Genomic DNA, 12,908 nt, shown 5'->3' with positions numbered 1-12,908 from the left:
GAAGGGTTGCCGCCTCTCCGGAAATTTTTCTACGCGTCCTCGTCCTCGGCCGGATCCCCGTCGTCCGCCGCGTCCTCGTCACCGCGGGGTGCGAAGTCGCCTGCCACACCGAGTCGTTCCGATCCGGCGGTGGCCGTCGCGGTGTAGCGGTCGTCCCCGGCGTCCCGGCCGCCGCGGTCGTGGTCGTACTGCCCCGCGAACACCCACTCGCCCGGCGGGACCGTACGGCCCTCCTTGAGCGTCCAGACGTAGACGAGGAAGCCGTCGCGCTCCTCCACCGCCAGAGCGAAGTCGTCCTCGGGCAGCGAACGCCAGGCGCCCGTGGAGGTCACCCCGCCGGTCTGCGCGATCCGCAGTTCCACGGTGAGCGCGGTCAGCCGCTCGGTGGTCTTCAGGGTGACGTTGCTCTGCGCCCAGAACTCGTTGCTGTGCGGGTCCACCGAGCCGTCCGACCACAGCGGTCCGTCCTCCACCCCGGCCGGCGGCCGGGGGGTGCCGGACGGCTCCGGCGTCCCGGCGGGTGCGGTGGCGGTCCCCCGGGACCGCTCCGGGGCGTCCGGCGAGGGCTCCGCCGGCGGCGCGGGCGTCCTGCTCGTCGCGTCCGGGGAGGGGGTGGCCGCGGGGGTCGGCGAGACGGCCACGTGGCGCTGCGGAGGGGCCTCGTCGCCCTTCACCGCGGAGGCGACGGCGTAACCGCCCACCGCCAGCACACCGGCCACCGCGGCCGTCGCGCTCGCCACCCGGACCCAGCCGAACACCGGTGGCCGCCGCGCCCGGTGGTCCGGGCGGGCCGGCCCCGCCATGCCGCGCTCGATCCGGGCCAGCATGCGTTCCCGGTCGGGCTCGTGCGCCCCGGCCGCCTCCTGCAGCCGGGCGCGCAGCTCCTCGTGCACGTCCCGCCGCATCGTCATCGGTTCCTTCCCTTGGCCCCGCCGGAGCGTTTCCGCACGCCCTCGGCCGTGTTCCCGCGGGCGGCCGTCCCCGCCGCCGCGTGCACCCGCTGCGGCACCTCCGGGGTGCCCAGCAGCCGCTGCAGCTCGGCCATCCCCTTCGAGGTCTGGCTCTTCACCGTACCCACCGAGACGCCCAGGGCCAGCGCGGTGTCCTTCTCCGACAGGTCGAAGGCGTGCCGCAGCACCACGCACGCCCGCTTGCGGAACGGCAGCCGGCGCAGCGCCTCCTGCACGTCCACGACACCCGCCACGTCGGGGTTCTCGATCCGCTCCTCGCGCTGCGACCAGAACAGCGCGATCCGGCGCCGTTCGCGCACCGCGCTGCGGATCCGGGTGCGGGCCAGATTGGCCACCACGCCCCGGGCGTACGCCGCCGGATGGTCCGCGCCGCGCACCCGGTCCCAGCGGTGCCACAGCGCCAGCAGCGCGTCCGCCGCCAGGTCGTCGGCGGTGTCCGCCTCACCGGTCAGCAGATGGGCCAGCCGGGACAGTTCGGCGTAGTGGCGCTCGAAGAAGGCGTGGAACTCCACGGAGGCGGTGTCGTCGACGACGGTGCCCATGGCCTACCTCCCCTCGCAGCGGCTTCGGGCGCCCGACGGGCACCTGTGTGGATGTGTGTGTCATGCGAATGACATGTGAGCGTCCGGCGTCGACCGGGCGAGATCCGGAGCGTAGCAGTGATCGTTCACGAGTTCGTACGGAGGGTCGAACGGTGTATGACGGGTCGACACCTGATTCCGTAACACGAACCACACCTGAACTCGACCCCGTACGGGCATGATTCAGCCGGCGCCCGCCCCGTCGGCCCTCCAGGCACCGAGGAGCACTCGCCACGTCCGGCGCTCGGCGGGCGGCCGACCGGCCGGGGCCCGGATCGCCCGCGGGGTGCGGGGCGCCGTCCTGGTCGGCATCGCCGCCATGACGCCGGTGACGATCGTCATCGACACCGCGGCGGACGTGCGCAGTCGGGGACTGACCGCACCCGAGTGGTCCGGCCGGGTGGTCGGCGCCCCCGACTTCGGCCTCCTCGGCGACTTCAGCCCGCTGGGCGCCTTCGGCCAGGCCGGCGACCGCGGGAGGACGGGCCGCCCCCGGGGGGAAGGGGGCGGCCCGTCCGTGAAGACGGCCTCACGGCCGGGAGGGTTCAGTCCCCGAGCGCCGCTTCCATCGCCGCCCTGGCGACCGGCGCCGCCAGGCCGTTGCCGCTGACCTCCGAACGGGCCGCGCCGGACTGCTCCACCACGACCGCCACGGCGACCTCCTCACCGGAGGAGCCGGACTTCCCGTACGAGGTGAACCAGGCGTACGGCGTCTTGCTGTTGTTCTCGCCGTGCTGGGCGGTGCCCGTCTTGCCGCCCACGGTCGCGCCGGGGATCCGCGCGTTCGTGCCGGTGCCCTCCTCGACGACCGTCCGCATCGCCGACTGCAACTGCCCGGCGGTCGAGGCGCTGACGATCCGCTTCGCGCCGCTCTCGCCGTCGTAGTCCCTCAGCACGTCGCCGCCGCTGTCGGTGATCTGCGCGACCATGTGCGGCGAGACCAGCTCGCCGCCGTTGGCCAGCGCCGCCGACACCATCGCGATCTGCAGCGGCGTCGCCGTGACGTCGAACTGGCCGATGCCGGTCAGCGCGGTCTCGGACGGCACCATGTCCGAGGGGTACACGCTGGCGTGGGCACGCACCGGGACGTCCTGCGTCCCGTCGTTGAAGCCGAACCTCTCGGCCGTCTCCCGCACCTTGTCCTGGCCCAGGTCGACGGCCATCTTCGCGAAGACGTTGTTGCAGGAGTACTGCAGGCCCACCCGGATCGAGGCGTTCTCGCAGGGCGCGTTCGGGTTCTCGTTGGTCAGGTCCGTGACCGTGCCCGGCAGCGTGTACGGGTCGGGGCTGTCGGTCCTGTCGTCCACCGACGCGTACAGCCCGTCCTCCAGCGCCGCCGCCGCGACCACCAGCTTGAACGTCGAACCCGGCGGCAGCGGCTGGCGCAGCGCCCGGTTGGTGAGCGGCTTGTCCGGGTCCTCGGTGAGCTTCTCCCAGGCCTCGCCGGCGGTGTTGGCGTCGGTCAGCGACGCCGGATCGTAGGACGGGGTCGACACGGCCGCCAGGATCCGGCCCGTCTCCGGGTCGATCGCGACCGCCGCGCCCTTCTTGTCGCCGAGCGCCTCGTACGCCGCCCGCTGCACCTCGGGGTCGATGGTCGTCACCACGTTGCCCGGTGCGGCCCGCTGGTTGGTGACGGTGTCCGCCACCGTCCTCAGCCGGGGGTCCGTGCCGTTGAGCAGGTCCTCGTAGATGCCCTCCAGCTGCGTCGGGGCGTAGGACTGCGAGGCGTAGCCCGTCACCGCCGCGTACAGCGGGCCGTTCCCGTACGTGCGCTTGTACGCGAGGTCGCCGCGCTCCGTCCGGGCCGAGCCGGTGATCGGCTCGCCGGCCACGACGATGTCCCCCAGCGGCTCCGCGTAGGTCGCGATCGCGTTGCGCCGGTTGTGCCTGTCGTCCGCGAGTGCCCGGCCCTCGTAGAACTGCACCCAGGTCGCCCTGACCAGCAGGGCGAGCACCAGGAGCAGCGTGAGGACCGAGGCGCGTCTGATCGTCCTGTTCATCGCGTCCGGACAGACGAACGGGACCGGCCGAATTGTTTCCGTCCGCCCGGTTTCTCATCGGATCCTCATGCAGGACGGGGCCTCGTGGCACCGGCCGGAGGACGGGGCGCGGGCCCGCTGCGGCGGGCTCGGCGACCGGGCCGCGCGGACCGCTCACCGGCCGCGCAGGAAGCCCGCCTCGTAGGCCGCGATGACGGCCTGGGTGCGGTCCCGGGCGCCGGTCTTCGCCAGCACCGACGCCACGTGCGTCTTCACCGTGGCGGGGCCGACCTCCATCCGCCGCGCGATCTCCGCGTTGGTCAGCCCGGCCGCCATGTGCCGCAGCACCTCGCTCTCCCGGCCGGTGAGCCGCGCCGCCCACTCCGGCGGAGCGGGGCACGCGCGCGCGTGCTCGGTGGCGAGGGCGCGGACCGCCGCGGGGAACAGCAGGGTGTCGCTGCGCGCCACCAGCCGCACCGCCCCCACGAGCGCGTCGGCGTCCGCCCGCTTGAGCAGGAACCCGGCGGCCCCGACGCGCAGCGCGTCGTACACGTAGGAGTCGTTCTCGAAGGTGGTGACGACGATGATCCGGGGCGGTTCGCCCGGGCCGGAGAGGATCCGCTCGGTGGCGCGGATGCCGTCGATCCGGGGCATCCGGACGTCCATCAGCACCACGTCGGGCCGGCGGTCCCGCACCACGGACACCGCCTCCGCACCGGTGGCCGCCTCGCCGACCACCTCCAGATCCGGCTCGGCGGTCAGGATCGCCCGCAGCGCGGTGCGCACCATGCGTTCGTCGTCGGCGAGGACGACGCGGATCGGGGAGGGGCCGGTCATGGGGTCCTTTCGGTCAGGTCGCCGTGTGCATCGGCAGTCGTACGTGCAGCCGCCAGGTTCCCTCCGCCGGGCCGGCCCGGGCCGTGCCGCCCAGCAGCCGGGCGCGGTCCTCGATGCCGCGCAGGCCGTGACCGCCGCCGGCGCGGGGCGCGCGGCGGGGGCCGGGGACGGCGGCCAGGGGGTTGGTGAGGGTGATCTCCAGGTGGCCGTCCCGCACCTCGACGCGCAGGGTGACGGTGATCCCCCCGCCGGCGTGCTTGAGGGCGTTGCTCAGCCCCTCCTGCACGATCCGGTAGGCCTCGCGGGACAGCACCGGCGGCAGGGACCCGGGCGCCGCCCGGACGGCGGCCGACACCTTCAGTCCGCCCGCCCGGGTGCGGCGCAGCAGACCGTCGAGGTCGTCGGCGAGCGTGGGCGCCGGGGCCGTGCCGGGCGCGTCGCCGTCCCGCAGCACACCGAGCACCGCGTCCAGTTCGCCCACCGTGCGCCGGGTGGTCTCCTCGATGGCGGCGAGCGCCTCGCGGACGAACTCCGGATCGCCGTCGAGGACCCGGCGCGCCGCGCTCGCCTGGAGGGTCACCGCGCTCAGCGCGTGCCCGACGGAGTCGTGCAGCTCGCGCGCCAGCCGGTTGCGCACGGCGAGGTCGGCGGCGCGCGCCTCGGCGGCGGCGAGCCGGTCCTCGGGGGTGGGGCCGAGCAGCACGGGCGCCCAGCGGGCCAGCAGGGCCCCGGCCCCGGCCGCGCAGCCGGCCAGCGCGAGGAGCGACGCCACGCCCGCGACCGGTGCGAGGGCCGGCGCCCAGGCGTGGTCGAAGACGTCCGGCAGTCCGAGCCGGGAGTCCCGCAGCCCCGCGGCGAACGGCAGCACGATCAGCACGGCGGCGAACGGCGGCACCGCCAGCGACAGTGCGGCGATGATCGCGCCGAGCCCCAGGTGCAGCGTGAACCAGGCCGCCGTACGGCCCTTCGCGGCCCGCCCCCGGGCGGGCCCGTCGGCGAGCCGGTCCGCCTCCACCGCGCACAGCCAGCGCACGGCGGCGGTCTCCAGCGGCCGGGTCAGCGGGAACAGGGAGGTGAGGGCGGCGATCGGCAGGCCGACGCCGAACGAGGCGAGCTGGAGGGTGAGCGACGTCAGGACGACGGCGCCGCCGGCCGCCGGACCGACGACGACCGCGCCGACGAGGACGTACGGCATGGCGAGCGCGCCGCCCACGATCAGGTGGATCCAGCGCAGCCGCGCCCGTCGGCCGAACAGCGGCCGTGCCAGCGCCCTCACGTCGCCGGGTGCTTCACTGCCCGGGCGGACCGCGCGGCGAGGAAGCGGGCGCCGACGGCGGCGACGAGGAGACCGACGATCATCTGGCCAGCGTAGGTCAGGAGCATCAGCGCCGTCGGGCGGTCGGCGGGATCTCCCGAGGGCATCAGCGCGACCGCCGTCATCCAGCCGCCCCAGCAGGCCACGGCACCGGAGCCGATCCCGGCGAGGAGGAGCGGCACCCGCACCGGCAGCGCCGGAGCGCGCCGGAAGGCCAGCAGGAGGCCGCCGGTGACCGCGGCCAGGAGGGAGAGGGCGTACAGGGACTCCAGGACGTGGAAGTCGCTGCTCCGGTTCGCGACGGTGCCCGCGCTCAGACCGGCCGTGCCGCCGCAGGCCCAGAAGACCCGGAGCGCCAGCGGGAACAGGGCGAGCACGGCGGCCGCCGCCGCGGCGGCCCGCTGCGCCGTCCCCGTCGTCCCGGACGGCAGGTCCCCCGTCCGGCCGCGCCACAGACGACCCCAGCGGTCCCGGGCGTACAGCACGAACAGCGCGCCCAGCGCGAGGCCCTGGACGATGAACCCGGTGTAGACGACGACGAACACCCACGGGTGCAGGAAGGGTTCGTCCGCGCCGCCGGACGTGCCCGCGGCGCTCCCGCCGAGCGCCCGCACCAGCAACTGGAGCGGATAGCCGGCCATGATCGGCGCCAGCAGCCCGGTCGCGGCCCACATCGGCACCGCGAGCAGCCACGCGGGCACCCCGCGCCCCCACGGGCGGGTCAGCAGGAGCGCGAGCACGATCACGGCGCCGTCCATCAGGACCGTGAGGACGTTCGCGACGACCATCGCGGTGCCGTGGTCCAGCAGCGGGCTGTTCGCCGGGATGCCGACGTGACTGCCGGCCACCCAGGCGGCCTTGAGGGCGAGGTACGGCAGGCAGGCCACGACGGCGACGGCGCGCAGCAGCCTGCGGGAGCGGGGGAGCACGGTGCCGTCGGCGGCGACGGCGGGGGCGAGTGTCTGCGACATGCCCCCACACTCCCGCGCGGCCGCCCGCGGGCACCTCCTGCACGGTGACGATCCGCCTCCGCCGTACGGGGGAGGGCCGTCGGCGCGAAGTCGCACACCGCGCCCGCCCGGACGGGAACGGGTCCGGCGCGCGGTCAGCCGTCCAGCGTCAGCACCAGTTCGCCGATCTCCGCACCCCGCGCGGGCGCGTACCCCGTGACCCGCGCGGAGACCTCGAAGCCGCACCGCTCCAGCACGCGCAGCGATCCCGCGTTGTCCGCGGCCGCGCGCGCGTACAGCGGGCGCTCGGTCACCTCGGCCAGCAGCCCGCGCAGCGCGGCCGTGGCGACGCCCCGGCCCCAGTACGCCCGGTCGATCCAGTACGTCACCTCGCGCTCGCCCGGCTCCCCGTACACCGCCGTGTGGCCCACCACGTCACCGTCGACCAGCACCGTGCGCACGACGACGTCCGGCGAGCTGCGGATGCGGGCCCAGCGGGCGTCGAAGGCGTCCCGGTCGGCCGGGTCCTCGGGGGTGAAGGCCGCCATGCGCAGGGCGTCGGGGTCGTTCAGCTGCCGGTAGAAGACGGGCAGGTCGCTGTCGTGCACCGCGCGCAGGGCGACATCGGCGGCGGCCACCGCTCAGAGCCTCCGGGTCGCCAGGGTCAGCCGGTCACGCGCGTCGAACAGGGCGTCCTTGACCATCTGCTCGTGCGCGGGCGTGAGCCGGGCCACCGGGACCGAGCAGCTGATCGCGTCCCGCGCGGGGGTGCGGTAGGGGATCGCCACGCCGAAGCAGCGCAATCCGAGCGTGTTCTCCTCGCGGTCCACGGCGAAGCCCTGCTCCCGCACCTGGTGCAGCTCCTCGATGAGTTTCTCCCGGTCGGTGATGGTGTTCTCGGTCAGGGCGGGCAGCGTCTCGGGGAGCATCTTGCGCACCTGCTCGTCCGGGTACGTGCTCAGCAGCGCCTTGCCGAGCGAGGTCGAGTGGGCGGGCAGCCGGCGGCCGACCCGGGTGAAGGGACGCAGGTAGTGCTGTGACTGACGGGTGGCCAGGTAGACGACGTTGGTGCCGTCGAGCCGGGCGAGGTGGATGGTCTCCGTCGTGTCGTCCGAGAGCCGGTCCAGGGTCGGGCGGGCCGCCGCGACCACCTCGTCGCCGTCGATGTAGGAGGTGCCGACCAGCAGCGCCCGCACGCCGATGCCGTACCGCGTGCCCGTCGCGTCCGTCTCCACCCAGCCGAGGTCCACGAGGGTGCGCAGCAGCATGTAGAGGCTGGACTTGGGGTAGCCGACGGCCTCCTGGACCGCCGCGAGGGAGTGCATGCCGGGGCGCCCGGCGAAGTACTCGAGGAGTTCCACGGTCCGCACCGCGGACTTGACCTGCGCCCCGCCGCCCGTCTCGCCAGCCGACATGCCCTTGACCCCCTCGTTCGCCGGGAAATAGTCTCCGCAGCATATTCACCATCAGAGACAGTGTTCAGTATATCGAACGCCCCTGGTGGATGACGTACATCCTGCGGCATCGCATGCGGCAATCAAGTGGAAGGACCCGCAGTGGCAGCAGCACCAGTCTGGAGTGTCGACCCCCGAACCGGGAAGCAGCGTGAACAGGTTGCGGTGGAGGCCACGGCCCAGGAGGTGGACGCCGCCGTCCGGGCCGCGCACGACGCGCGGGACGCGCTGACCGACCGCACCGTCCGCGCCGCCTTCCTGCGCACGGCCGCCGAGGAGCTGGAGGCGGCCAAGGGCGTGCTCGTCGAGACCGCCGACGCGGAGACCGCCCTCGGCCCGGTCCGGCTGACCGGCGAACTCGCCCGCACCTGCTACCAGCTGCGGGCCTTCGCCGGCATCGTCGACGAGGGCGCCTTCCTCGACGTCGTCATCGACCACCCCGACGACACCGCCACCCCGCCCGTCCCGGACCTGCGCCGCTACAAGGTGCCGCTGGGCGTCGTCGCCGTCTACTCCGCCTCCAACTTCCCCTTCGCCTTCTCCGTCCCCGGCGGCGACACCGCGAGCGCGCTCGCGGCCGGCTGCCCGGTCGTCGTCAAGGCCCACCCCGACCACCCGGGCCTGTCCGAGCTGGTCGCCAAGGTGCTGCGCCGGGCCGCCGCCCGGCACGGCATCCCCGAGGGCGTGCTCGGCCTGGTGCACGGCTTCGAGGCCGGCGTCGAACTCGTCAAGCACCCGCTGGTCTCGGCGGCCGGCTTCACCGGCTCCGTGCGCGGGGGCCGCGCCCTCTTCGACGCGGCGGCCGCCCGCCCGGTCCCGATCCCCTTCCACGGCGAGCTGGGCTCCCTGAACCCGGTCCTCGTCACCGAGGCCGCGGCCGCCGAGCGCGCCGAGGAGATCGGTGCGGGCCTGGCGGGCTCGATGACCCTGGGCGTCGGCCAGTTCTGCGTCAAGCCGGGCCTGGTCCTGGCCCCGGCCGGCGCGGCCGGGGACCGGCTGGTGAAGTCGCTGACGGACGCGGTCAGCGACACCGACGCGGGCGTCCTGCTCGACCACCGCATGCGCGACAACTTCGTCGCCGGGGTCACCGAGCGCGCCGGGCTGGCCGACGTGGAGTCCCCGGTGACGCCGGGCGCGGGCGGCGAGCACACGGTCAGCGCGGGCTTCTTCACCGTCCCGGCGAGCCGGCTGGCCGAGGAGGGCGAGCACGACCTGCTCCTCGAGGAGTGCTTCGGCCCGGTGACCGTGGTGGCCCGCTACGCGGACGAGGCCGAGGTGCGGGCCGTGCTGTCGCGGCTGCCGGGCAACCTCACCGCGACCGTCCAGCTCTCCACGGAGGAGGCGCGGGGCGAGGGCCGCGGCGCGGAGCTCGTGCGGGAGCTGACGCCCCTGGCCGGCCGCGTGCTCGTCAACGGCTGGCCGACGGGCGTCGCGGTGGCCCCCGCCCAGCACCACGGCGGGCCCTACCCGGCGACGACCTCCACGTCCACGTCCGTGGGGGGCACGGCCATCGAGCGGTGGCTGCGGCCGGTCGTCTACCAGAACACGCCCCAGGCGCTGCTGCCCCAGGAGCTGCGGGACGACAACCCGCTCGGGCTGCCGCGCCGCTTCGACGGCCGCCTGGAGCGCTGACCGGACGGCGCCCGGGGCCCGTCCGGCACGATCCGCCGGACGGGCCCCGGCCCCTTCCGGGCCGCCCCGCCTGATCTGGAACACTCACCGGATGGACGTGGAACTCCCCGAACTCCCCTTCGCCCTGCGCGCACACGGCCCCGACGGCCACTGGTCGTACGGGGACGGCGTGCTGACCGGCCGGGCGGGCGCCCGCCAGGACCGCTTCGTGCCGCCCACCGGCGAGGCACTGGACCCCGCCGCCGACGCCCCCCGGCTCCTGGGCGCGCCCGAGGGCGACTTCCAGCTGATCGCCCGCGTCACGGTCGGCTTCGCCGCCGCCTTCGACGCCGGGGTGCTCTACGTCCACGTCGGCGACCGGGCCTGGGCCAAGCTCTGCCTGGAGTACTCCCCGGACGTGCCCACGATCTGCACGGTGGTCACCCGGGGCCACTCCGACGACGCCAACTCCTTCACCGTCGAGGGCGCTTCCGTCTGGCTCCGGGTGAGCCGCACCGGCCGCGCCTTCGCCTTCCACGCCTCCCGCGACGGTGCGCGCTGGACCTTCGTGCGCCTCTTCACCCTCGGCGGCGAGGAGGAGCCGGCGGCCGCCCTGGTCGGCTTCATGGCCCAGTCGCCGACGGGCGAGGGCTGCGCGGTGACGTACGACCGCATCGAGTTCCGGCCGTACCCGCCGCGCGACCTCAGGGACGGAAGCTGAGCGCCCCGGGAACCGCCGGCCGGCCGCCGGCGTCCTCCGCTGCGTGGTCAGAGCGCACCGGACCGTCGACTCCCTGCTGATCAGGACCGCCCTGGCGGTCGAGGCCCCGGACGTCGCCGCGCTGCACCGGCGCGCCCGGTCCACGTACTGCCCGGACGGCCTCCCGGACGACGGCACGGACTGGCGGGCGCGCTGGCGGGAGGCCGTCGAGCGGCCCGGCGGCCACGTGCTGTGCGCGGTGCGGGACGCCCGTCTGGTCGGCGTCGCCTCCTTCCGCACCCCCGGGGGCGACCCCGCCGACACCGTCACGCTGTTCCAGTTCCACGTCGACCCCGGCCACTGGCGCTCGGGCGTCGGCACCGCCCTGCACACCGCCTGCGTGGAGCGGTGGCGGGCGGACGGCAGACGGGAGGCGTCCCTGGAGGTGCGCGTCGGCAACCACCGCGCGCAGGCGTTCTACGCCCGCCGGGGACGGCCGCCACCTGCGCCTGCGGTTCACCGCGCCAGGGGAATGAAGCCGACTGCTTGAACGTTCACGCAGTCGGCGGAGGGAGCCTCCGTCCCCGCACGACCTGGAGAGTGCCGACACGATGCGCGTGGAAATCTGGTCCGACATCGCCTGCCCCTGGTGCTACGTCGGAAAGGCCCGCTTCGAGAAGGCGCTCGCCGCCTTCCCGCACCGCGACGGGGTCGAGGTGGTGCACCGCTCCTTCGAGCTGGACCCGGGCCGCGCCAAGGACGACATCCAGTCCGTGGTCAGCATGCTCACCCGGAAGTACGGCATGAGCGAGGCGCAGGCCGAGGCCGGCGAGGACAACCTGGGCGCCCAGGCCGCCGCCGAGGGCCTGCCCTACCGCACCCGGGGCCGGGACCACGGCAGCACCTTCGACATGCACCGCCTGCTGCACTTCGCCCGCGAGCAGGGCCGCCAGGTGGAGCTGCTGGACCTGCTGTACCGGGCCAACTTCGCCGAGGAGCGGTCCGTCTACAACGACGACGAACGGCTCGTCGAGCTGGCCGGCGCCGCCGGTCTGGACGAGGACGCCGCCCGCCGGGTCCTCGCCGACCCGGAGGCGTACGCCGCCGAGGTCCGCGCCGACGAGCGCGAGGCCGCGCAGCTCGGCGCGACCGGAGTGCCGTTCTTCGTGCTGGACCGCACGTACGGCGTCTCCGGCGCCCAGCCCGCCGAGGTCTTCGCCCGGGCACTGAGCCAGGCCTGGGGCGAGCGAGCGCCGCTGCGGCTGATCGACGGCGGCTCCGCCGCGACGGACGGCCAGGACGGCGCGGAGGCCTGCGGCCCGGACGGATGCGCGGTGCCGCAGCACTGAGACACCCGGGCCGGGCCGCATCCATAAGCGTTCCTTGGCGATGTCGCGCAGAATCCGGCGATGGACGGGGAGGTCCCGGGGCCGCAGAGTGGTCCCATGGAGACCTTCGAGAACCTCGTCCGTGCCGAGTTCGCCCCGAAGAACACCTACCTGAACACCGCGAGCAACGCCCTCCTGCCCGCCCGTACCGTGACCGCGCTCGCCGAGGCCGCGCGGATCCGGGCCGAGGGCGGCTCGCTCGACCAGGTCTACGCCGACGTCGAGGCCTGCCGTGCCGCCTACGCCCGGCTGGCCGGCGTCCCCGTCGAGCGGGTCGCGGCCGGGGCCACGGTCGCCCTGCACACCGCGCTGATCGCGGCGTCGCTGCCGCCGGGCGCCGAGGTCCTCACCGTGGAGGGCGACTTCACCTCCGTCCTCAACCCGTTCCACACCCGCGGCGACCTCAAGGTGCGGGCCGTGCCGCTGGAACGGCTCGCCGACTCCGTCCGGCAGGGCACCGCGCTGGTCGCGGTCAGCGCCGCGCAGTCCGCCGACGGCCGGATCGCCGACCTGCCCGCGCTGCGCGAGGCGGCCCGGGTGCACGGGGCGCGCACCTACGTGGACTTCTCCCAGGGCGCCGGCTGGCTGCCGGTGGAGGCCGACGCGTTCGACTACTCCGTCTGCGTCTCCTACAAGTGGCTGCTCGGCCCGCACGGGGCGGCCTTCCTCGTGGTGCCCGGGGACTTCGGCGACCTGACGCCGGTGCAGGCGGGCTGGACCGCGGGGGAGGAGCCCTGGAACAGCTGCTACGGCCCCGTCACCGAACTCGCCCGCTCCGCGCGGCGGTTCGACTCCAGCCCCGCCCTGTTCAGCTACGCGGGGCTGCGCGCCTCCCTCGAACTCCTGGAGGAGATCGGGGTGGACGCCGTCCGGGACCACGACCTCGCCCTCGCCGGCCGCTTCCGCGCGGGGCTCGCCGCGCTGGGCCACGAGCCGGTGCCCGCGCCCGGCTCGGCGATCGTGTCCGTGCCCGGACTCGGGCGCCTGCAGCCGGAGCTGGCGAGGGCGGGTGTCGCCGTGTCCGACCGGGCGGGCCATCTGCGGGCGTCCTTCCACCTGTACAACACGGCCGCCGACGTGGACCGGCTGCTGGACGCGCTGTCCGGGTGACACCGCCGC

At 75.0% G+C, this 12,908-nt stretch carries 14 protein-coding genes; 5 read left to right on the top strand and 9 right to left on the bottom strand.

Translation table 11 applies throughout. The features are described 5' to 3' along the window. Positions 1 to 29 precede the first annotated feature (29 nt). The 9 genes from GL259_RS10460 to GL259_RS10420 all read right to left on the bottom strand — a co-directional run bounded on the left by GL259_RS10460 (position 30) and on the right by GL259_RS10420 (position 8,051). On the bottom strand, positions 30 to 911 hold the full coding sequence (locus GL259_RS10460; protein ID WP_159531405.1) for a hypothetical protein: 882 nt from the start codon (positions 909 to 911) through the stop codon (positions 30 to 32). After that, a complete protein-coding gene (locus tag GL259_RS10455; protein ID WP_159531403.1) occupies positions 908 to 1,513 on the bottom strand; it encodes a SigE family RNA polymerase sigma factor in 606 nt (201 codons plus the stop codon). The genes GL259_RS10460 and GL259_RS10455 overlap by 4 nt, the downstream gene beginning before the upstream one ends. Before the next feature lie 222 nt (positions 1,514 to 1,735). Continuing rightward, entirely contained in the window at positions 1,736 to 1,894 is a 159-nt protein-coding gene (locus GL259_RS10450; protein WP_159531401.1) for a hypothetical protein, read from the bottom strand. Positions 1,895 to 2,097: 203 nt separating this feature from the next. Next, a complete protein-coding gene (locus GL259_RS10445; protein ID WP_159531399.1) occupies positions 2,098 to 3,555 on the bottom strand; it encodes a penicillin-binding transpeptidase domain-containing protein in 1,458 nt (485 codons plus the stop codon). 153 nt (positions 3,556 to 3,708) lie between these two features. Next, positions 3,709 to 4,371 (bottom strand): response regulator transcription factor, encoded by a 663-nt coding sequence (locus GL259_RS10440; RefSeq protein WP_159531397.1) that lies wholly within the window; start codon positions 4,369 to 4,371, stop codon positions 3,709 to 3,711. A gap of 13 nt (positions 4,372 to 4,384) precedes the next feature. Beyond that, positions 4,385 to 5,647: a histidine kinase gene (locus GL259_RS10435; protein ID WP_159531395.1), complete on the bottom strand. Its 1,263-nt coding sequence runs from the start codon at positions 5,645 to 5,647 to the stop codon at positions 4,385 to 4,387. After that, positions 5,644 to 6,657, bottom strand: coding sequence for a hypothetical protein (locus GL259_RS10430; RefSeq protein WP_159531393.1), 1,014 nt, complete (start codon positions 6,655 to 6,657; stop codon positions 5,644 to 5,646). The genes GL259_RS10435 and GL259_RS10430 overlap by 4 nt, the downstream gene beginning before the upstream one ends. A gap of 134 nt (positions 6,658 to 6,791) precedes the next feature. After that, positions 6,792 to 7,274: a GNAT family N-acetyltransferase gene (locus GL259_RS10425; RefSeq protein WP_159531391.1), complete on the bottom strand. Its 483-nt coding sequence runs from the start codon at positions 7,272 to 7,274 to the stop codon at positions 6,792 to 6,794. Between the two features lie 3 nt (positions 7,275 to 7,277). After that, positions 7,278 to 8,051 (bottom strand): IclR family transcriptional regulator, encoded by a 774-nt coding sequence (locus tag GL259_RS10420; protein WP_159531389.1) that lies wholly within the window; start codon positions 8,049 to 8,051, stop codon positions 7,278 to 7,280. Between the two features lie 141 nt (positions 8,052 to 8,192). Here GL259_RS10420 and GL259_RS10415 point away from each other — a divergent pair, with 141 nt between their 5' ends. From GL259_RS10415 to GL259_RS10395, 5 genes are all read left to right on the top strand, one after another. Then, positions 8,193 to 9,722 (top strand): aldehyde dehydrogenase (NADP(+)), encoded by a 1,530-nt coding sequence (locus tag GL259_RS10415; RefSeq protein WP_159531387.1) that lies wholly within the window; start codon positions 8,193 to 8,195, stop codon positions 9,720 to 9,722. 91 nt (positions 9,723 to 9,813) lie between these two features. After that, positions 9,814 to 10,422, top strand: coding sequence for a DUF1349 domain-containing protein (locus GL259_RS10410; RefSeq protein ID WP_159531385.1), 609 nt, complete (start codon positions 9,814 to 9,816; stop codon positions 10,420 to 10,422). A 43-nt stretch (positions 10,423 to 10,465) separates the two neighbouring features. Further along, complete coding sequence (locus tag GL259_RS10405; RefSeq protein WP_243762282.1) at positions 10,466 to 10,951, top strand: GNAT family N-acetyltransferase; 486 nt, start codon at positions 10,466 to 10,468, stop codon at positions 10,949 to 10,951. 61 nt (positions 10,952 to 11,012) lie between these two features. Next, positions 11,013 to 11,750: a DsbA family oxidoreductase gene (locus GL259_RS10400; protein ID WP_159531383.1), complete on the top strand. Its 738-nt coding sequence runs from the start codon at positions 11,013 to 11,015 to the stop codon at positions 11,748 to 11,750. A gap of 96 nt (positions 11,751 to 11,846) precedes the next feature. Further along, entirely contained in the window at positions 11,847 to 12,899 is a 1,053-nt protein-coding gene (locus GL259_RS10395) for an aminotransferase class V-fold PLP-dependent enzyme (protein WP_159531381.1), read from the top strand. Positions 12,900 to 12,908: the final 9 nt, after the last annotated feature.

This window comes from Streptomyces sp. Tu 3180 (assembly GCF_009852415.1).
In the GTDB taxonomy this organism is placed as follows: Bacteria; Actinomycetota; Actinomycetes; order Streptomycetales; family Streptomycetaceae; genus Streptomyces.
The sequence above is the reverse complement of the archived record's forward strand: the minus strand, read 5'-3'. Positions and strand labels throughout refer to the sequence as shown.